We start from the raw sequence: 21,158 nt of genomic DNA, 5'->3' as shown, positions 1-21,158 counted from the left end.
TTTGGGGCTGTCCACGGCCTTGGGCAGGGACGAAAAAAACGGCGGGTCTTGCGACCCGCCGTTCTGGCAACTACTCAAGCAATTAGAACTTGGCAGTCATGTTCAGGAACAGCTTACGGCCCATCGCGTCATACATGGATGGGAAGGTATTGCCGTTACCCGAGCCGGTACCGTACTTCGAAGTGATCGGAGGATCGCGGTCGAACAGGTTGTTGATACCGCCCGACAGGGTGATCTTCTTGGTCAGGTTGTACGAAGCAGCCAGGTCGATGTAGTTAGCCGAAGCGAAGTGCTTCTCTACATCCAGCGCGGTGCCAGCCAGCTTAGGATTCGAGCTGGTGGTTTCGATGTCCACGCCCTGGAAGTAACGCCAGGTCAGAGCCAGATCCAGAGCCCATGGAGTGTTCCAGTTCACACGGGCTTTATGACGCCATTTCGGACGTGGCTGGCCGCACTTGCCGGCGCCGTTGTACAGGCCTACGCAGTCGTAGGAACCGTCACCTGGCAGTTCCTCCACTTCGAAGGTTTTCAGCAGGGTGCCGGTCAGCGAGAAGCCCAGGCTACCGTAAGCGCCGATCTTCTGGCCATAGCTGGCTGCCAGGTCGATACCCGAGGTTTTGAGCGAGCCGATGTTGGTGTTGGTGCCAACGATCGACGCTTGTGGCAGCAGCCACAGGGTGCCCAGACGGTCACGGGTAATCTTCGAGCAGTACACTGGGTTGCCAGTGGTCAAGCACTTGTCCAGAGTGGTGGTTGGGCTGACGTTCGAAATCGTGTCGTTGACTTTGATGTCGAAGTAATCGACGGTCACGGTCAGGTTACGGATCGGGGTCAGAACCAGACCGATGGTGTTCGACTTCGAGGTCTCTGGGTTCAGTTTAGGGTTACCACCGGCCAGGTAGTTGTACTGACCTGCTGGCGAATCCTGAATGTTGCCGTACTGGGCAGCGGTTACGCCGGTGTTGGCGCACTGTGCCAGGGTGGCGGTAGGCTTGGCGCCTGCACATGGATCAGCGTCGTTGTCGTACAGGTTGTTACCTGCTGGCGAGAACAGTTCGTTGATGTTAGGAGCGCGCACAGCTTTCTGGTGCGATGCACGTACTTTCACCATCGAGACTGGCTGCCAGTCCATACCCAGACCGTAGGTATTGGCTTTCACGCCGGTGTCGATGTCGGAGTGACGATACGACAGGTTGGCGCCCAGCGATTCGGCGAACGGTTTGTTTTCTACCAGTGGCAGACGGACTTCACCGAAGATGTCTTTGACGACATAACGGCCATTAACTGGCTTGACTGGACCACCGGAGCCGTCCAGGTCGAAGTTCTGCGAAGGACCGTCAGGATTCAGGGTCAGCGCTTCTACGCGACGCTCCAGGCCGAAGGACACGCCCACGCCGTTGCTGTTGCCAGGAATCTTGATGCCGTAGTCGCCCAGGTCAGCAGCGATGTTGGCGCCCTGGATTTGCTGTTCGGTCTGACCGAAGGACTGGCCAGGAATCTGGATGTAAGCCAGCTGTTCCGGGGTGATCTTGCCCAGTTGCCATGGGTTGTAAGGTACGCAAGCCAGGTCGGTGCCGTTCACGAACGATGCGCACTGTGCTACGCCGTTGACGTTAACCACGTCCAGCGCCTTGGCGCCACGCTCTTTCGAGAAGTAGTTATTCGAGCTACCCGAGTAACGGACTTTCGAGGTTTGTGCGAACAGATCATACGACCAGCCGCCGATGTCGCCTTTAACGCCCATCAGCATACGGTAGGAGGTGTTGGTGAACAGCGCATCACGGCCACCGCCTTCGACGTTACGACGCTGGATAACCACGTCGGTAGTGTCGGTTGGCGAGTTCAGGCTCATGGCGGTCTTCATTGCTGGGGTCAGCAGTGGGTTGTCGCCACGGATGGTGTAGACGTTACCGAAAATACCGCCTGGAGCGATCTGTGCATCGGTGCGGTCATCGTGGAAGGCGAAGTCTGCATAGACTTTCATCTTCTCGTTCACGTCGTAGCGGGCCGAAGCAGCTACGCCATAACGTTCGTCAGGACGTTGCAGGTGATTGATCGGACCGAAGTTGTACTGGTCCAGCGCGTTGTTGAACAGGCGCGGGGTACCGTTAGCATCGGTGGTGTAGACCTTGCCGGTTTTGGTGTTGGTGAAACGGCCGGTCGCATTGGTGCCCGAACCGCCGCAAGCGAAGCCAGCAGCCGAAGCGGACAGCGAGCAAGCGGTGAAGTCACGCTCGGATTGCAGCAGTGCGTCGTCCTGTTTGTAGCTGAAGAACAGGGTGGCGTTACCTTTGCCATCAGCGAAGTTACCACCGATCAGCAGCGAAGCGTCTTTCGAACGACCATCCAGACCTTTGTTGCCTGGAACGGCGAACTGGGCTGGGTTGGTGGCAGCGCGCTTGGCGACGATATCAGCAACACCCGCGGTGTCCTGCTGCTTGTGGTTGTAGCCCGAACCGTTCAGTTCGATCTGAACGCCTTCGAAGCGGTCGTTCATGATGAAGTTGACCACACCGGCCACAGCGTCGGCACCGTACACAGCGCCTGCGCCGCCGGTCAGTACTTCGATACGCTTGATCAGCGGAGCTGGGATTTGGTTCAAGTCAGCAGCCGACGAGTTCGGCGAACCAGCAGGCATACGGTGGCCGTTCACCAGTACCAGAGTACGGTTGGCACCCAGACCACGCAGGTCGACAGTCGCGGTACCGGTCGAGCCGTTGACCACGTTACCGGTTTGCGCTGCGAAGGCCTGTGGCAGGTTGTTCAGCAGGCTTTCGACGTTACGCACGCCGTCGGTTTTGATGTCTTTCGCGCCCAGCACAACGATCGGGCTGGTGCCGTCGGTGTTCAGAGTCGGGATGCGCGAACCGGTCACTTCCACCTTTTGCAGCGGCTGGGCTGCTTCTTCTTGCGCCTGAGCCACTTGCAGGCCCAGTGCCATGCCGCCGACGAACATCACGCGGATCGAGCGAGACAATACTGTTTCCTTGATCATATTATTCAATTCCCTTGGTGTGTTTAGTAGACGTTTTAATGCATCTTTTGGATAGCAGCTAAAACGACCCATTTCTTGATTTAAACTCCGCCGTTTCTGAACAACCTGGATAAAACCATTCAAAATCCGACTTACTGCGCTTGCTCTTTCAGTGGTAAAAATCCGGCCTACTTCTCAGTTCCTGAAACCTAGTCGAATTTTTCCGCTATTCATAAAAACATAGCAACTCAAGCATTGTCAATGCACGCGAGCCCGGCCATCCGGCATGGCGGACGGGCGGCATGCCGCCGCTTGCAAGCTGCATTGCAATGCAACATAAGGCGCACAAATGTTTGAACGCACGGCAAAAAAAACGTCGCATCATTTCCGCCCGCTGTCTCGTCCTCACAACAGAAACGCATGTCCCCCTCGGGCTGCTTTGCGCAACCTTTCTTTTTAATCAATTTAGATTTTCTTTTTGGCAATTTATTGCTGCCAAAACACAACAAATCCGTCCATCTTGTGCTCTCCTGTCAGCAAGCAGAGGCACAGGGGGAATGACAGTGAAATATGCGTTCGTCAAGCAGAAACCAGCGAAAATCAAGCGAAAACCATGAAACCTCAAAACAAAGATTGCACAAAACGCCGTACGTGGTTGCAAAACAGATAAGCCGTACAGGTCTAAAAAATTCCATACGGAAATATAAAAGCGCGTTCGCAACGTAGCAGAAGGAGGAAAAAGGATTTTGAGCAAAGTCGCCTTTTAACAACATCGCAGGAACTTGCCGAATGTAAAAAAATGTTTTCTTTACAAGTAAACTTGCGTCCTGCCAGCCTCTTCCAGAGCGTCCGGAAAGTGCAGGATGGGCTGCTAGTGGCGCAGAAAAAACCTTGCACAACCAGCCTACGGCGCTGCGCGAAATGACCGCCTTAAACTAAACCGCGGCAACCTTATTAATACATTTTTTATTCCACCGATTAATCAGAAAATTAATAACCTGGTTAAATAGCCGATTTAAACAGGACTGTTTTATCTGGTCGGCCAATTCCCCTAGCGGATTTACTGCAGGGTGAATACGGCAGATATATCGGGCAGCATGCCGGGCCGCAGCCAGCCTGCACTCTGCCGCACCCGCTGCTGCGTTAGCGTGCCTATCAAGGTAAAATACCGGCTTTTACGGGAGGTAGCGCCCCTCGCGGCCAGACTCCCGCCGACCATGGCGCCTAAACAGCGCCCCTACAGGAAATCTCCATGCTGCGCATTAACGAACTCAAACTGCCCCTCAACCACGCGGAAGCCGAACTGCCTGCGGCCATCCTCAAGCGTCTGGACATTCCGGCCGAAGACCTGCTCGGCTTTAGCGTGTACAAGCGCAGCTACGACGCCCGCAAGAAGACCGCCATCGTGCTGATCTACTCGCTCGATGTGGAAGTGCGCAATGAACAACAGGTGCTGCAACGCCTGCACCATGACCAGCATCTGATGCCCTCACCCGATACGCGCTACCAGTTCGTCGCCACGCCCGAGCAGCTGGCGGCCGCCCATGCAGGCCAGCCGCGCCCCGTGGTGATCGGCACGGGCCCGTGCGGCCTGTTCGCCGCCCTGCTGCTGGCGCAGATGGGTCTGCGCCCGATTATTCTGGAGCGCGGCAAGCAGGTACGTGAACGCACCGTCGACACCTTCGGTTTCTGGCGCAAGCGCAAGCTCAATCCGGAATCGAATGTGCAGTTCGGCGAAGGCGGCGCCGGTACCTTCTCGGACGGCAAACTGTATAGCCAGATCAAGGATCCCAAACACTACGGCCGCAAAGTGCTGACCGAGTTCGTGCAGGCGGGTGCGCCGGAAGAGATCATCTACGTCAGCAAGCCGCACATCGGCACCTTCCGTCTGGTGAAGATGGTGGAACAGATGCGCGCCAATATCGAAGCCATGGGCGGCGAATACCATTTCGAGAGCAAAGTGGTCGACCTCGACATCGAACAGCAGGCCGACGGCGGCCAGATCCGCGGCGTGGTGCTGGAAAACGGCGTACGCATCGCCACCAACCATCTGGTGCTGGCCGTAGGCCACAGCGCGCGCGACACTTTCGAGATGCTGTATGAGCGCGGCGTCTATGTCGAAGCCAAACCGTTCTCCATCGGTTTCCGTGTCGAGCACCCGCAATCGCTGATCGACCAGTGCCGCTTCGGCCCTAACGCCGGCCATCCGATACTGGGCGCGGCCGACTACAAGCTGGTGCACCACGCCAGCAATGGCCGCGCCGTGTACAGCTTCTGCATGTGCCCGGGCGGCACGGTGGTGGCAGCTTCGTCGGAAGAAGGCCGCGTGGTCACCAACGGCATGAGCCAGTACTCGCGTAACGAACGCAATGCCAATAGCGCCATCGTGGTCAGCATTTCGCCCGAAGTCGATTATCCGGGCCACCCGCTGGCCGGTATCGCCTTCCAGCGCGAACTGGAAGCCAGGGCCTTCCAGCTGGGCGGCGCCAACTACAACGCGCCGGGCCAGCTGATGGGCGACTTCGTTGCAGGCCGTCCGTCTACCGCCTTCGGCGCCGTGATCCCGTCGTTCAAACCGGGCGTGCACCTGACCGATCTGGCCGAGATTCTGCCGGAGTTCGCCGTCACGGCGCTGCGCGAAGCCTTCCCCGCTTTCGACAAGCAGGTCAAGGGCTACTTCAAGCAGGACGCGGTGCTGACGGGACTGGAAACCCGCACCTCCTCGCCAGTGCGCATCAAGCGCCGCGACGACACGCTGCAAAGCCTGAATACGCGCGGCCTGTTCCCGGCCGGTGAAGGCGCAGGCTATGCAGGCGGGATTCTGTCGGCCGGTGTGGACGGCATCAAGGTAGCGGAAGCAGTGGCGCAATCGATACTGGCCGGCGCCGCAAAATAAGCGCCACGCAGGGCGCAGCGGCCGGCTACACCGGCCACTGCACTACAGCCAGCCGGCGCGCTTGAAGCGGCGGTACAGATACAGGCACACGCCCACCATCACCGCCAGCGCCATCGGGTAGCCATAGCGCCATTCCAGTTCCGGCATGACCTTGAAGTTCATGCCCCACACGCCGGCAAACGCGGTGCAGATGGCGAAGATGGCAGCCCATGCGGCCAGCCGTTTGTTCACTTCGCTTTCCTCGATGGCCACCATGGACAGGTTGACCTGTATCGCCGTGGCGATGGTGTCGCGGATGTTATCGAGTGCGGCACTGATGCGGTGCAGATGGTCGTGCACGTCGCGGAAGTATTCGCCCGTATCGCGGCAGAGGGCCGGCACGCGCCCGCCATGCAGCCGCCCTACGGCTTCCATCAGCGGCGCCACCACATGGCGCACTTCCGTCACCTTGCGCTTCAAGGCATACAGATGCTGGATGTTGTCGCGCTGTTTGCCCTTGGAGAAGATCAGCTCCTCCACCTGTTCCAGTTCCGATTCCAGCATGTCGAGCACCGGGAAATAGCGGTCTACTACCGCATCCATCAGCGCATACAGCACGAAGGCCGGGCCCTGGCGCAGCATATGCGGCTCGCGCTCGGCGCGCGCACGCACGCCAAGGAAGTTCTGCAGACTGCGGCCATCGCGCGAGGACAGCACGTAATTCTCGCCGACGAAAATATCGACTTCGCCCACCACCACTTCGCCGTCGCGGCAATCGACGGTCTTGACCACCACGAACAGCGAATCGCCATATTCCTCGATCTTGGGACGCTGGTGGCCGCGCATCGCATCTTCTACCGCCAGTTCGTGCAGGCCGAACTCCTCCTGCATCTGCTGCAGTTCTTCCGGCTGCGCGTCGCGCAGCGCCACCCAGACAAAGGTGTCCGGCTGGCGCACATACTCGCTGATGTCATCCACCGGAATGTCGGCCAGCTTCTGGCCATCCTGATACGCCACACAATTGATCAACATACGCTACCTATCCACACCCTGAAATGCAGCTTGCCAGCTGCGACAAAAAAAAGCTCCTGACTTTGCAGCCAAGAGCTTACCTGAAAGCGGCCGCCTCGGGCGGCGCCCCTTGCATGGTGTGGGAACGTGCGCGCCTAGTCGTCCTTGGCGCCGTCGATGCCGAGTTCGGCGATCTTGCGGGTAATGGTGTTGCGGCCTATGCCCAGCCGCACAGCTGCATCGTTCTTGCGTCCGTGCGTATGTTTGAGCGCCGTGCGGATCAGCGACGATTCGAACTGCCGTCCCAGCACGGCCATCACTTCCTGCTGGCCGGCACTGAGCATGCTGGCAGCCTGCGCTTCCAGCAGGGCCAGCCACGCATCGGGGCCGCTGGCCTGCGCCGCTTCGCTGCCCGGCATGGTATGCACGGTGCCGTGCGATGCCGGCAGGGTGTATGGCTCGCTGGCCGCAGCGCTGGCCGCTACGGCAGCTGCTGCACCGCCCTGCTGCTCCTGGGTCAGTTCCAGCGGCAGATCCTTGATCTCTACCGTCTGTCCCGGTGCCATCACGGTAATCCAGTTGCACAGGTTTTCCAGCTGGCGTACGTTGCCGGGCAAGTCCAGCCCGCACAGGAACTGCAGCGTAGCGTCGCTCATGCGCTTGGCTTCCACGCCCAGTTGTTTGGCGCTCTGCACCAGGAAGTGGCGCACCAGAATGGGGATATCCTCACGCCGCTCCCTCAAACTGGGCAGACGCAGACGGATCACGTTCAGGCGGTGATACAAATCCTCGCGGAACAGGCCTTCGCGCACGCGCTGCTCCAGATTCTGGTGCGTCGCGGTGATCACGCGCACATTGGCTTTCAGCGGCTGGTGGCCGCCGACGCGATAGAAATGGCCATCCGACAGCACGCGCAGCAAACGGGTCTGCAGGTCGAACGGCATATCGCCGATCTCGTCGAGGAACAGGGTCCCGCCTTCGGCCTGCTCGAAACGGCCGCGGCGCGAAGTCTGCGCGCCGGTAAAAGCGCCGCGCTCGTGGCCGAACAGTTCCGATTCCAGCAGGTCTTTCGGGATCGCTGCCGTATTCAGGGCGATGAAGGGCTGGGCTGCACGCGGGCTGTGCTTGTGCAGGGCGCGCGCCACCAGTTCCTTGCCGGAGCCGGATTCGCCGGTAATGAGCACCGTTACATTCGATTGCGACAGCCGGCCGATGGCGCGGAAAACTTCCTGCATGGCCGGTGCCTGTCCCAGTATTTCAGGGGTTTCGGCGGGACCGGATTCGACGCTGGTTTCGCGCAGGCTTTCGTCCAGCGCGCGGCGGATAAGCTCTACCGCCTTATCGATATCGAACGGCTTGGCCAGATATTCGAAAGCCCCGCCCTGAAACGCCGCCACGGCGGAATCCAGATCGGAGAAGGCCGTAATGATAATGACCGGCAGGCCGGGGAAGCGGGCTTTGACCCGCTGCAGCAGATCCAGCCCCGAGTCGCCCGGCATGCGGATATCGGACACCAGCACCTGCGGTGTTTCAAATTCCAGCGCGGCGATCGCATCGCGGGCATTGGCAAAACTCTTGGTCGCCAGATTTTCCCGTGCGAGTGCTTTTTCCAGTACCCAGCGGATCGATTCGTCGTCGTCTACTATCCAGATTGGCTTCATGTGTATTGTGTGTTCCCGCATTGGATCTTCTATCAAGGACGCCGTCTTCGCACGCGCCAGCGCTCGCTTATGGCAAGGGCAGCAGTATGCGGAAGTCGGTACATCCAGGCCGGCTATCGCACTCGATCACGCCCATGTGCTGCTGCACGAAGGTCTGTGCCAGAGTGAGCCCCAGTCCGCTGCCACCTTCTCTGCCCGACACCAGCGGGTAGAAAATGCGGTCGCGGATCTGCGGCGCGATGCCCGGTCCGTTATCTATGATATGCAAGTCTAATGCCAGCCCGTAGCGCACTTTGGCCAGCGTGACCTGACGCGCTACCCGCGTCTTGAAAATGATCTCCGCATCACCGGCTTCGATGCGTGCAGCCAGTGCCTGCGCCGCGTTGTGAGCGATGTTGAGCACAGTCTGGATCAGCTGTTCCTTATCGCCGCGGAATTCGGGTATCGAAGCATCGTAATCGCGCCGTATGGTCAGGCCGGAGGGGAACTCGGCCAGCATCAGGCTGCGCACCCGCTCCAGCACCTCGTGGATATTCACGTCGCCGACGATGTGCGGCCGGCGGTGCGGCGCCAGCAGGCGGTCCACCAGCGTCTGCAGCCGGTCCGCTTCCTTGATGATCACCTGGGTGTATTCGCGCAGCTCGCCCGCATTCAGCGCCGGCAGCTCCATCTCCAGCAACTGCGCGGCGCCGCGTATGCCGCCCAGCGGATTCTTGATCTCGTGCGCCAGATTGCGGATCAGTTCCTTATTCACCTGGCTCTGGTCGAGGATGCGTTCTTCGCGGTCCAGCTTCAGATGCTGCAGATGTTCGCGCAGCTCGATCAGCAGATGGCCGGCCGGATCATCGAGCGCAGTAACGATGCTGTGCACATGCAGCGCATCGCGTCCGGCCCGCTCCAGCATCAGGTCCTGACGCATGTCGGCGTAGCGGTGTTCGCGCGCCTGCGCACAGATGTTATCGAGTTCGGCCGGATGGAGGAACTGCGCGCTCAGGGTCTGGCGCGACAGCGCCTTGAGCGAACTTTCCAGCAGATTTTCGGCGGCCGCATTGGCATACACGATACGGCCATCGGCATCGAGCAGAAGCACGGCCGATGCCAGCAGCTCCAGCCCCGCCAGCGCTGCCGGACGCTGACTGCCGGCGCCCGCTAAAGAATTCAGACTACTCGCTAAACTGCTCATCGGATATTCGCGATCTCACGTTTTAAAGCGTCGATATTTTTTTCCGTGCGGCTGATGCTGTCTCGCATGCCAGCCACCCGTTCCAGATACTTGGCGTAATTGCGTTCATCGCCCTGGCGTTCCGGTTCGCCGTTGTTGTAGGCCTTGCGCTGCTCGGCCAGCTTCTGCTGCTCGGCGCGCAATTCCTCTTCCAGTATGCCGCGCCGGTCGTTATCGCGGGCGCGCTGCTGGGCGGCATCCACCCGCGGGAATTCGCCCGGCACCAGCGCAGCCGGCGCGCCCAGCCGTCCGGCCGGTGCAGCAGGCACGCTATGCTTAGGCGGCGCTGCCACCACCACGCCGGGCAAATCCATCGCCTTGCACTGCTTACCCCGATTAACGTCGGTATATTCCACACTGCCCGTGGGCGACGTGCACTTGTAGATCTGCCCATATGCCAGCCCGCTACCCGCTACGGCGAGCAGTCCGGCCAGCGTGCGGCAGAACGCATGTTTCATCATCTGTTTTCCGAGTCTCACCATGGAGCCCGACTATACAACATCCAAATAAAAACGCGGGGAAAGCGCTGCTCGCCCCGCGTTTTGTTCTGCATGACAGGCACCGGCTCTGCCGGTGCGCCGCGATTACAGCGAGTAGTACATATCGAATTCAGCTGGGTGCGTGGTCATACGCATACGCTGAACGTCCTGCATTTTCAGTTCGATGTAGGCATCGATCATGGAATCGCTGAACACGCCGCCACGGGTCAGGAACTCGCGGTCTTTGTTCAGGTTGTCCAGTGCTTCTTCCAGCGACGAGCACACGGTTGGGATCAGTGCGTCTTCTTCTGGTGGCAGGTGGTACAGATCTTTCGATGCCGCTTCGCCCGGATGGATCTTGTTGGCGATACCGTCCAGACCAGCCATCAGCAGTGCGGCGAAGCACAGGTAGACGTTGGCCAGCGGGTCTGGGAAGCGGGTTTCGATACGGCGGCCTTTAGGATTAGCCACGTGTGGAATACGGATCGAAGCCGAACGGTTTTTAGCCGAATAAGCCAGTTTCACTGGCGCTTCGAAGCCTGGCACCAGACGTTTGTACGAGTTGGTACCTGGGTTGGTGATCGCGTTCAGTGCTTTGGCGTGCTTGATGATACCGCCGATGTAGTACAGCGCGGTGTCCGACAGACCGGCATAGCCGTCGCCAGCGAACAGGTTGACGCCGTCTTTCCAGATCGACTGGTGCACGTGCATGCCCGAACCGTTGTCGCCAACGATAGGTTTCGGCATGAAGGTCGCGGTTTTGCCGTAGCTGTGGGCCACGTTCCAGACCACGTATTTCAGGTTCTGGGTCCAGTCAGCACGCTCGACCAGGGTCGAGAACTTGGTGCCGATTTCGTTCTGGCCAGCGCCAGCCACTTCGTGGTGGTGTACTTCGACCGGGATGCCCAGCGATTCGAGGATCAGGCACATTTCCGAACGCATGTCCTGGAAGCTGTCGACTGGTGGCACTGGGAAGTAGCCGCCTTTGACTGCTGGACGGTGGCCGCTGTTGCCGCCTTCGATTTCCTTGTCGGTGCTCCACGATGCTTCGTCCGATTCCACTTTGACGAAGCAGCCGGACATGTCGATCTTCCAGCGTACGCTGTCGAAGATGAAGAATTCTGGCTCTGGGCCGAAGTAGGCGGTGTCGCCCATGCCCGACGATTTCAGATAGGCTTCAGCGCGTTTGGCGATGGAGCGTGGGTCACGGTCATAGCCCTTGCCGTCAGCAGGTTCGATCACATCGCACTGCATGAACAGGGTGGTTTCTTCCATGAACGGGTCGATGCGTGCGGTCGCTGGGTCTGGCATCAAAATCATGTCCGATGCTTCAATACCTTTCCAGCCGGCGATCGAGGAGCCGTCAAAAGCGTGGCCCGATTCAAATTTGTCGATGTCGAAAGCCGACACTGGCACGGTCACGTGCTGTTCTTTACCACGGGTATCAGCGAAACGGAAATCAACGAATTTGACTTCGTTTTCCTGGACCATTTTCAGTACTTCTGCGGCTGTCATTGCCATGCGTATCTCCTAAAGGAATGTGGGGCTCGTGCGTCATTGGTAAGCAGTATTCGTGCCAGCCATAAGCAAGTTTGCTCATGTCATAAGTCGCAGTGATCGTGCAGGTAAATTCTCTTAAAACTCACCAGTACGGAACTACGCCCTAATTTGTGGCAAATCAATACCGCACCAAATAAGTGCAAATTCGATTTTACGCACTCATTCTGTGCATTTTCCGAAAAACCACCGAAAATGCACAGTCTTGGTGCAGCCTTGCGTGCAGCGGGTGCAGGCAGCCTATAATAAACGCAAACCCACTACTGGAACACGTCATGAGCAAAATTGAAGAGATCCTCGCCCTGGCCCGTAGCCGTAGCAAGGACTGGCCGTATGCGGGCGCCGTCACGCCGCAGGAAGCATTTGATCTAGTCAGTGCCGAGCCGGCAGTCAAGCTGGTCGATGTGCGCACGCATGCCGAGCGCGACTGGGTGGGCAAGGTCGCCATTCCCGACGCGCAGTACAGCAATGTGCAGTGGATGCTGTATCCGGGCGGACTGGCCAATCCCGATTTCATCGAGCAGCTCAACACGGTGGCGCGCAAGGATCAGGTGCTGCTGTTCCTGTGCCGTTCCGGCGTGCGCTCGCGCGCAGCCGCCAAATCGGCCACCGAGCATGGCTACCAGCACTGCTACGATATTCTGGAAGGCTTCGAAGGCGACAAGGATGAAGTAGGCCACCGCCGCAACATCAACGGCTGGTGCAAGGATGGCCTGCCGTGGATAGGCGCTTAAGCCGCGGCAGTTAAGCCGTCGCAGTAGTTAAGCCGCCCGCTGCTGCGCCGTCTGCGACGACAGCCGGCGTGCTATCGATGCAGGCTTCATCCTGCAGAAACTCGATACGCTTGCGCACGAACTGTATATGGCTGCGCAAGCCGTACAAGCCATCGGCAAACGACAGCGGGATCGATACCTGATTGACCAGCTCTTCGATCTCGTTCAGGCGCAGCAGCTGCGCCGCATACACCTGCTGCCGGTCTTCCGGCGTGGCCGCTTCCACCGCCTGCTCCACTGCCCGCAGCTGACCGTACCAGCGGTACACGCGCGAACGGATGCGCCACACATACAGCGGCGGCACCACTTTCGACAGCGGCAGCAGCAAGGCGCCCAGCGCCACCACCACCACCCACATGCGGTCGAGGAAATTGGCCAGCCAGAAGGTCATATAGCGTTGCAGCAGCGGCGGACCGCTCTTGTAGAACTTGGCCGCTTCCGGATGCACGGGAATTTCCGAATACTTGGCCGACGGGAACTGGCCCTGCTGGGCAAACCAGCCCGAGCCGCCATGGATGTTGGCAGCCGCCTGCACGAACAGATCGACCAGCGCCGGATGCAGATTCTCGCGCGCCACCAGCGTCGCCGTCGGAGCAATCAGGTCGAAATTACTGGCGGGCAGATCGCGCCCCAGATCGACGATCCCGCGCGGCAGCATCACATGGGTCAGGAAGGGCAGCTTGCGGCCATAAGCTTCGGCCTGATGGAAATTGAACAGCCGGATGCCGGGCGTCTGCAGCAGCATCTGGATCAGCGGCGCTTCCGGCGCCGAAGTAAACACCAGCCCGTCGATGCGGCCAGCCAGCAGTTCCACCGTGGCCGGGGTATTCGCCAGCGAATAGCTGCGCACCTGATGCTTCTCGATGCCGTTCAGTTCCAGCACCTGACGCAACAGCCGCGGCGCACCGGCGCCTTCCGGCCCGAAGTTAATCCGCATGCCTTTCAGCTGGCTCAAGCGGGTCACCGGCGGGTGATCCTTGCGCTCGCGCAGGAACAGCCACAGCGGCTCGACAAACAGACTGCCCAGCGAACTCAAGCCCTCCTGCTCGGCCACTTCCTCATTGGTGGTGCCGCTCTGCATGAAGGCGATATCGGCCTTGCCTTCTTTCAGCAAGCGCAGGTTTTCGCCGGAACCGGCCGAAGGCACCAGCGTCACTTTCACCCCATGCGCCGCCAGTGCCGTTGCGTACTTCTTGCCGAACTCGGAATAAGCGCTATTGTCCTGGCCCGTCGCCAGCCGCACCGTGCGCGGCGGCGCCGGATCCACCAGCCAGTAGGCCAGCAGACACACGCCGGCGATCAGGAAAATAGTTGGTGCCGCTGCTACCAGCAGGTCACGCAGCGAGAAACGGGAAAAGCGCAGGATTTTTTTCATCAGTGATCATACAGTTAAACGCAACAGCTAACCGCCACAGGCGCGCAGCGCCGCCTTCTGGCCCGCGACCGGCTGCTGCAGCTGCTGCTGTTGCTGCTGCGCTGCCGGATCGATCAGCGGCATCAGCGTCGGCGCCAGCACCACCAGCAGCTGCACCGGCAGCGCACTGGTGAAATCGTAATTCTTCGATTCAGGCCCATGGACGTAGGCCGTCATACTACCGAAGAAACGCTCGCCGATGTTGAACACGAAAGTCGCCGAGCGGTTGACATAGCGCGATTCGATCAGGCGGCCACCGGCGCCATACACATCGAAGCGCTGGTCGCCCGTGCCTGTCTTGCCGCCTACCGGCAGATTGGTGCCATCGGCCAGCACAAAGGCTTTGCGCGCGCGCTTGGCCGTACCGTCCGACACCACGCCGCGTATGGCCTCTGCCACCACTGCCGCCACTTCCGGCGACAGCACCCGTTCGTCCTCGGTAGGCTTGCCTTTGGTGACCACGGTTTCGTAAGGCGTGCCTTTGGCGAAGTGCAGCGAACGGATACGCTGGGTCGCCTTGCGCACGCCGCCGTTGACGATAATCCCCATCATCTCGGCCAGTGCGGCGGGACGGTCGGCGGAAGCGCCCAGCGTGGTAGCGTAGGACGGCACCAGCGATTCGAACGGGTAGCCCATTTTCTTCCACTGCTTGTGGATTTCCATAAAGCCTTCCATCTCGATCAGACCGGCGATACGCTTGTCCTGCGCATGCTTGTGATGGGTCTTGAACAGCCACTGGTAGACTTCCTGCCGCTGCTGTTCGCTGGCCGCTGTCATCTGCGCCAGCGTAGCGCCCGAATGCTCGTGCATATACGCAGCCATCCACAGTTCCAGCGGATGCACGCTGGCCAGATAGCCGCGGTCCGCCAGCGACCACTTATCGATAGAGTACTGATCGTACAGCTTTTCCACGCGGTCATCCGGCACCTCGTTCTGCGAAGGCAGGTTGGCACGCAGGAAGGCGGCAAACTGCTCCAGCGTCGCCTGCGGATACACGGTGCGGAATATCACCGCCAGCCGTACCGGCGTGCTGCGGATATTCGCCAGCAGGATCTTGTCCAGTTCTTCGGCCGGCTTGCCCTTGTACTTCATGTAGAAGCGGCCAAGGAATTCCTTGCCTTCCTTGTCGGCGAAGCGGGCCAGATAGCCGGCGCGGCGCGGGTCATCCGCGTTGGCCAGCAGCGAGGCCGAGGAGCCCGGCGTCTGGAACATATAGTACTTGGCCACGTCGCGCATCAGCCGCACAAACACCAGATTGGTGGAATGGCGCAGCGCTTCCGTCACCGTCATGATCTTGTTGTTGTCTTCCTTGGAGAAGTTGCCGAAGTGATGCATGCCGCCGCCGGTAAAGAAGCCTTCGCCCGGATTGCCCGAATACTGGCGCTCCATGGCCGCGTTCAGCATAGGCGTCAGCGCTCTTGCTGCAGGGTCCTGCGGCAGCGCCTTGAAGTAGTCGAGCGCCCACAGCGATAGCCGGTCCTGCGGATCGATTTCCACCTTGGCCAGTGCAGCGCTATCCATGCCGGCATATTTGCGGTGCATCTGGTCGACGATGTCCAGATAAGTCACCAGCGTGCGCAGTTTGGCCGTCGAACCCAGATCGAGCTTGGCGCCTTCATTGATATCGAGCGGCTGGTCGAAGTTATCGGTCTGCAGCCGCAGCAGATTGTATTGCGGTCCTTTCTCCAGCAGGGTAAAGCTGTACACCACGCTGGCCGGATCGCCGTTGCCCAGCATGCCTTTGCCGGTCAGCCCTGCAGCCTTGGCCTTCTCCGGATCGCGCAGATCGCGCAGCACCTGCGTCACGGCCGTCTGGGCCTGCGCATCGAGGGTGCTGACCACGCTCAGGTCGAGCCGGTCGAGGTTGTACATGCGGTTGTCGCCGAGCAGATTGGCCAGATGGTTGCGGATCGCGTTGGAGGCCTTGCGCGATACAAACGTCATCGCCGGCGCCGACTGCAGGCCATTGCCGGTCGCCGGATGCAGACGCTGGGCCAGCGCACGGTCGCGCAGCGCAGGCGTAATCGCGCCTTCCTGCACCAGCAGGCGCAAGTGGGCATTGGTCAGGGTTTCCAGATCGCTGGCGCCATCGACCAGATAGTAGCTGGGGCGGCGCTGCGCAATCATCAGGCTCAGTGCCTCCTTGTAGATCAGCGCCGTGACATCATCGGGCTGGGACAGGTTGCCGCTCAGACGGCGGTTCAGCTCCGCAAAGTCGCGCCCGTACCAGACCCACATGCCGTCACCGATGCCGTTCACTTCGCCATAACCGGGCTTGGCCGACAGCGGCACCGTGTTCAGATATTCGGTCACGATGCTGCGCCGTGCCTGGGTGGTGTCGGGCCCGTCCTGATAGGCGCGCAGACTGGCCGACACCATCTGCTGCAGCTTGTCCTTCATCGAACTGGTACGCCCTTCCGGCGAATGGCGGTATTTTTCGATCTGGGTGGCCAGCGTACTGCCGCCCGCCGCGCGGTGGCCACCGGCTACCGTGCTCACGCCTTTTTCGATTACGGCCTTGCCCAGCCGGTCCCACTCCACGGCCGGATTGCGGTTCGGGTAATGGTTGTCCAGCAGTTCGCGGTTTTCGATATACAGCAGGCTGCTCACCAGCGCTGCCGGTGCCTGCTCGAACTTGTTGTAGATGCGTTCCGGATAGCTGGCCGAAAACAGGTTCTGCTCGCGGCAGTCGGCAATGGTCAGGCCGGTGCGGGTCTTTTCCTTATAGGTCGCGAACACGCCCAGGTCGGCCAGACGCGCCATCTCGGGCGAGATGCGGGCCTGCGCGCTGACGTGATAGTCGCGCGTGCCGAGCTTGCCCAGATAGTCGGGCAGGCCGGCATAGCCGAGCCGTTCATCGTAAGGGCTATCGTGCGGGAAGCGGATAGACTGGCTGGGGCCAGCTTCGACCTTGTACTGCAGCTTGCCCGCCACATCGCTGAACACCCGCGACTGTAACGCCGAACTGCGGGTTTCATAAGCGCCCAGCGCGCACACGGCAGCGACGGCGGCGCCCAGCGCCAGCAGCCATTTGCCGCGCGCGCTGCACCGTACGGGCGGCGCTTCTGGCTCTTCCTGTGCTGGCTGCATAGACTCCACCGCGCCAGCGGGCTCCTCGTCATACTGCGCTTCGGCAAGCGACTCTTCATCCGCGCCATACCGCACGCTATCGGGCGCCGAGGCAACCAGTGAAACGGGGGATGCGTGTGCCGTGACGCCAGCTGCAGGGGCAGCGGCAGCTGCTGGCGCTGCCGCATTGGCATCGGCTGCACTGGCGCTGCCCGTTGCGGCAGCGACTACAGGCAGCGCAGGCACCACCTGCAGATAGCGCGCACGCCGTTTGGCGATAACAGCAGCGCTGGCGCGAGTCTTGCGCGCTGCCCGGACAACTAAACGAGGCCGGCGGATACGACGATTGCTTAACATATGATTCAGACCGGTCAGCTAACACAGTAAAACACACAGAATTGCGCAGCGGCGAAGCACTATGGCGCACTTCCATTGCACCACATCAGGGCGACGCACACCGGCGCTACTTTGCAATATTTTGATATAAGCACGAGATTTTCGCAAAAAAACAACGGCGCTCTTTCTGCCGAAAGAACGCCGTCGAGAGCGACTTCTTATCTCTGCAACACTAGATGTTGCTGAACTCTACATGGAGTTTCCCCAGTTCCGCGCACAGTTGACGGAACGCGGCTGCAGTCTGCACCGGTTCGCCTTTCACGCCCAGCTCGATATGGCGCCGTGTATTGGCGTCACCCACGCTGGGCAGACTGAAAATCTTCACACCGGGATAATCCGCTTCCAGCATCTGCATCAACGGCGTCAGCGCCGACTCGGCCGCCTCGTACACCAGCACCGACTGCTCGATGCGCGGCGCGCGGTTGTACAGGTGCGAATAGTGCTGGTCCAGCACCCATTCGATCATGGGCCATGCCATCACGGGAAAGCCCGGCACGAAATAGTGCTGGCGCAGCGAGAATCCGGCAATATTGTTGTACGGGTTGGGAATCAGTTCGGCCCCTGCGGCAAATTCCGCCATCTTCAGGCGATGCAGGTTTTCCGCCGACTCCAGATCGGCCGCCTGCCCTGCCTCGTAACCCATCTGCAGTATGCGCTGCTGGATCAGACGCTTGCCGTCTTCATGCAGCACCAGCGGCAGGCCCAGCGCATCGGCGGCGGCCTGGCGCGTATGGTCGTCCGGCGTGGCGCCTATGCCGCCGCAGCAGAACACGATATCGCTGCTGGCGAAAGTACGCTTGAGCGTGGCCGTGATGCGGGCCGGATCATCAAGCAGTATCTCGGCCCAGCCAAGTTGCAGTCCGCGTGCCGCCAGTATCTGCAGCACCTTGGGGAAATGCTGGTCGTGCCGGCGGCCCGACAGAATTTCATCGCCGATGATGATAAGACCGATCGCCATAACACCCTACTCCTTAAAGCTGTTCTTCATTCTGCCAAAGCGGCAGGTGCGGCGGCACGCAATTGCGCCAGCGCTGCCAGACAATAATACGCAAACCACAGGCCGGTGAAGATAAAAATCAGCACATACAGCCAGATCGAGGCGGCAGCCAGAAACGGGAACAGCACCACCGCCGTCACACCGCCCAGCCACAGCGCTCCGGGCAAGGCGCCAGCTGCGCCGGAAATCACGCCGATCAGCAGCAGGCGGCCACGGTGCTGCTGCAATATCTCGCGCCGTTCGTCCGCCGTGGCGTAATCGGCCAGCGCGTCGTACACCATCACGCGCATGGTCAGCCAGCCCCACAACAGCGCCTGCGTGGCCACCGCCAGCGGCGGGAAAGCATACAGCGGCAGCGTCACCAGCCACAGGCCGATAAAAATCAGCATGCCGCCCAGCGCCGTGCCCACGCTGCCCAGCAGCGAGCCGCCCTTGCGCTGTTCCAGCTGCGGAAAACTGCGCCGCCCCACATGGCGGCCTATCAGCGGCATGGCTACCACGCCGATGAACACCAGCGCCGTCAGTATCATCAGCGGCAGCAGGGCCAGCATGGCGATCAGCGGCACCACCACGGTCTTCAGGGTGGCCAGTCCCAGCGCCGTCAGCAGGCTGCTGCTGCGGGAAAAGCCGTCATACTCGGTGAACAGCGCATGCAGATAATCGATCAGCGGCTGCAGACCCAGATACAGCAGCACCGCCCATACCGCCAGCGCCAGCAGAAACGGCAGCACGCTCATGGCCAGCAGGCGCGGATGCCACTGCGAGCCAAAGGCCTGCCCCCAGCTACGCAGCACGGCGCCCATCAGACCACATCCTTGCCGGCGTATTCCACCATGCGCTTCAGGCCCAGCCACTGCTGCGCCCAGAAACTGCTGCCATAGTCGCGGCCCGGCTGCTGTACTCCCTGCGCATCGGTGTGCGGCAGCTGGTCGCGGATGCCGGTGGCGGCAAACTCGCCGGTGAACCGGGCGGTGCCGAACAGGATGTCCCACAGCGGCAGCAGCACGGCAAAGTTGCAGCCGCCCAGCGTGCCTGCACCATCGCTCTCGTGGCCATGGCCGATGGCGTGGTGGTGGCGGTGATAGCGCGGCGACACCAGCAGGCGTTCGCCCAGCCAGCCGAAATGGATGCGCACATTGGCATGCTGCAGGCTTTGCAAAATCCGCGAAACTGATACCAGCACCACGTACTGGGCCGGCTCCACGCCGATAAACAGGGCGATCAGCGCCATATAGATATCGCGTAGCAGATCGTCCAGCAGGTGATTGCGGTTATCGCTCCACAGGTTCATGTTCTGCTGGCTATGGTGCAGGCCGTGCAAACCCCACCACCAGTTGAAGTGGTGCGAGGCGCGGTGGTACCAGTAATCGAAGAAGTCCAGCACCACCAGATACACGAGGAAGCTGGCCAGCGGGCTAATACCGGGCAACAGGTTCTCCAGATTCAGCGGACGGAAGCTTTCGAAACGCAGCTGTGCCGCCAGCGCATCCATCAGCGGATCAAGGGTAAAGAAAATCAGCAGGGAAAACAGGCCGATACGGTGCAGCACCGTGTAGAGAAAATCGTTCCAGCGCGCGCGCGGGTCGCTGATCCGGTGCACCGGCAGCAGCGCTTCGAGCGGACGCAGCACAAGAAACAGCAGCAGCAATTCCAGCGCGCCTATCAGCAGCCACTCGGTGCCTTCGAACGATTCTTCGACAAATTCGCCAAAACCCAGCTGGAACACCAGCGGTTGTACGACGGTTTCAAACAACCAGCCCTGGGCCAGGCCCAGCCAGTCGGAAAATAACTGCATCATGGATGTTTAAACGATGAGGAATAGTCAGGATGGTCGCGCAGCGTGGCAAAGCAATAGCCCTTTTGCGACAGTCCCTTGATCAGCGGTTCGAGATTGGCCGGCGCCCACGCATCCTTGCGCGACCAGATGCCCATGTGGATCAGCACCACGTCACCGGCACGCAGCTCGCGCAGCGACTTGGCCAGCAGGCTGGCGTTGGAGGCCTTCTCGCTGGGCAGCTCGTCGCCGCTGAAACCGGCCGGCGACCAGCCCACATGGGTGTAGCCGCAGCTGCGTGCTGCCGCCAGCGCACGGGGCGAAGTGCGGCCAGCCGGTGCGCGCCAGACGGGATCCAGATGGCTGCCCGTCAGCTCGGTAAAGCGCTGGTCCACCCGGCGTATCTGTTCGCAGTACTGCTCGGGAGTCAGGGAACGCACCTTGCCCGCACTGGCGCCAAAGCCGGGTTTGGTATCGAGCTTGCCGTCCGCACCGTCGCGCACCAGCACATCGTGGTCGAAAGTATGCGAGCCGATCACGTGGCCTTCCGCCAGCCGCGCCTTCCAGTACGGCGCCCACGCCGGATCGAGCGAGTAGTCGCCATTGACGGTTTTTTCGTTGGCGAGGAAGAAGCTGGCCTTGATATGGTACTTCTGCAGCGTCTCTGCAATCAGCGCGGCCTGCGCCTGACTGCCCGTATCGAAGGTCAGATAGATATTGCCCTTGCACTGGGGCGCCGGCGGGACGGCCTTGCCGGCAGCACTGGCGGCCGGCATGGACGCCGCGGCCGCCGCTGGCACCACGGCCAGCATGGCGTTGGCGGCGCCCGGTGCTGTACCCGCTGGCGCTGCAGCTGGCCCATTAGGGGCTGGTGATTGAGCGGCAGCGACAGGGGCAGCATGGGCTGCCGGAGTCATCGATGTTGCGGCTGGCCGGTAGCCGTAAGCGGCTGCGAT

Annotated in this window: 14 protein-coding genes; 2 read left to right on the top strand and 12 right to left on the bottom strand. The window is 60.6% G+C overall.

Annotated features, from left to right (window positions below; genetic code table 11):
- Window positions 1-82 precede the first annotated feature (82 nt).
- Window positions 83-2,977, bottom strand: coding sequence for a TonB-dependent receptor plug domain-containing protein (locus tag GTP27_RS07240; RefSeq protein ID WP_229633492.1), 2,895 nt, complete (start codon window positions 2,975-2,977; stop codon window positions 83-85).
- Between the two features lie 1,249 nt (window positions 2,978-4,226).
- Here GTP27_RS07240 and GTP27_RS07235 point away from each other — a divergent pair.
- The gene (locus tag GTP27_RS07235; RefSeq protein WP_161038497.1) at window positions 4,227-5,870 is read left to right on the top strand and encodes an NAD(P)/FAD-dependent oxidoreductase; all 1,644 of its coding nucleotides are present in this window, start codon (window positions 4,227-4,229) and stop codon (window positions 5,868-5,870) included.
- A 42-nt stretch (window positions 5,871-5,912) separates the two neighbouring features.
- Here GTP27_RS07235 and corA read toward each other — a convergent pair whose 3' ends face one another.
- The 5 genes from corA to glnA all read right to left on the bottom strand — a co-directional run bounded on the left by corA (window position 5,913) and on the right by glnA (window position 11,743).
- Window positions 5,913-6,881, bottom strand: a complete 969-nt coding sequence (gene corA / locus GTP27_RS07230) for a magnesium/cobalt transporter CorA (RefSeq protein ID WP_161038496.1) — start codon at window positions 6,879-6,881, stop codon at window positions 5,913-5,915.
- Window positions 6,882-7,015: 134 nt separating this feature from the next.
- Window positions 7,016-8,521 carry a nitrogen regulation protein NR(I) gene (gene ntrC, locus GTP27_RS07225; protein WP_161038495.1) on the bottom strand — a complete coding sequence of 502 codons (1,506 nt, stop codon included), beginning with the start codon at window positions 8,519-8,521 and terminating at the stop codon, window positions 7,016-7,018.
- A 67-nt stretch (window positions 8,522-8,588) separates the two neighbouring features.
- Window positions 8,589-9,704, bottom strand: coding sequence for a nitrogen regulation protein NR(II) (gene glnL, locus GTP27_RS07220; protein WP_161038494.1), 1,116 nt, complete (start codon window positions 9,702-9,704; stop codon window positions 8,589-8,591).
- Window positions 9,701-10,204: a DUF4124 domain-containing protein gene (locus GTP27_RS07215; RefSeq protein WP_161038493.1), complete on the bottom strand. Its 504-nt coding sequence runs from the start codon at window positions 10,202-10,204 to the stop codon at window positions 9,701-9,703. The genes glnL and GTP27_RS07215 overlap by 4 nt, the downstream gene beginning before the upstream one ends.
- Before the next feature lie 123 nt (window positions 10,205-10,327).
- On the bottom strand, window positions 10,328-11,743 hold the full coding sequence (glnA, locus tag GTP27_RS07210; protein WP_161038492.1) for a type I glutamate--ammonia ligase: 1,416 nt from the start codon (window positions 11,741-11,743) through the stop codon (window positions 10,328-10,330).
- A gap of 311 nt (window positions 11,744-12,054) precedes the next feature.
- Here glnA and GTP27_RS07205 point away from each other — a divergent pair, with 311 nt between their 5' ends.
- Window positions 12,055-12,513 carry a rhodanese-like domain-containing protein gene (locus GTP27_RS07205; protein WP_161038491.1) on the top strand — a complete coding sequence of 153 codons (459 nt, stop codon included), beginning with the start codon at window positions 12,055-12,057 and terminating at the stop codon, window positions 12,511-12,513.
- 10 nt (window positions 12,514-12,523) lie between these two features.
- Here the strand turns inward: GTP27_RS07205 and GTP27_RS07200 are convergent, their stop codons facing one another.
- The 6 genes from GTP27_RS07200 to GTP27_RS07175 form a co-directional block, all read right to left on the bottom strand.
- The gene (locus GTP27_RS07200) at window positions 12,524-13,927 is read right to left on the bottom strand and encodes a TAXI family TRAP transporter solute-binding subunit (protein ID WP_161038490.1); all 1,404 of its coding nucleotides are present in this window, start codon (window positions 13,925-13,927) and stop codon (window positions 12,524-12,526) included.
- A gap of 27 nt (window positions 13,928-13,954) precedes the next feature.
- Window positions 13,955-17,056 (bottom strand): transglycosylase domain-containing protein, encoded by a 3,102-nt coding sequence (locus GTP27_RS07195; protein WP_161038562.1) that lies wholly within the window; start codon window positions 17,054-17,056, stop codon window positions 13,955-13,957.
- A gap of 547 nt (window positions 17,057-17,603) precedes the next feature.
- On the bottom strand, window positions 17,604-18,389 hold the full coding sequence (locus GTP27_RS07190; protein WP_161038489.1) for a competence/damage-inducible protein A: 786 nt from the start codon (window positions 18,387-18,389) through the stop codon (window positions 17,604-17,606).
- Between the two features lie 26 nt (window positions 18,390-18,415).
- Window positions 18,416-19,231 carry an EI24 domain-containing protein gene (locus GTP27_RS07185; protein ID WP_161038488.1) on the bottom strand — a complete coding sequence of 272 codons (816 nt, stop codon included), beginning with the start codon at window positions 19,229-19,231 and terminating at the stop codon, window positions 18,416-18,418.
- A complete protein-coding gene (locus tag GTP27_RS07180) occupies window positions 19,231-20,226 on the bottom strand; it encodes a sterol desaturase family protein (RefSeq protein ID WP_161038487.1) in 996 nt (331 codons plus the stop codon). The genes GTP27_RS07185 and GTP27_RS07180 overlap by 1 nt, the downstream gene beginning before the upstream one ends.
- Window positions 20,223-21,014, bottom strand: coding sequence for a polysaccharide deacetylase family protein (locus GTP27_RS07175; protein WP_371865895.1), 792 nt, complete (start codon window positions 21,012-21,014; stop codon window positions 20,223-20,225). Before GTP27_RS07175 ends, GTP27_RS07180 begins: the two co-directional genes overlap by 4 nt.
- Window positions 21,015-21,158 lie beyond the last annotated feature (144 nt).

The organism is Duganella qianjiadongensis, assembly GCF_009857915.1.
GTDB classification, from domain to species: domain Bacteria; phylum Pseudomonadota; class Gammaproteobacteria; order Burkholderiales; family Burkholderiaceae_D; genus Rugamonas; species Rugamonas qianjiadongensis.
This window is presented reverse-complemented; position numbering and strand designations above follow the sequence as displayed.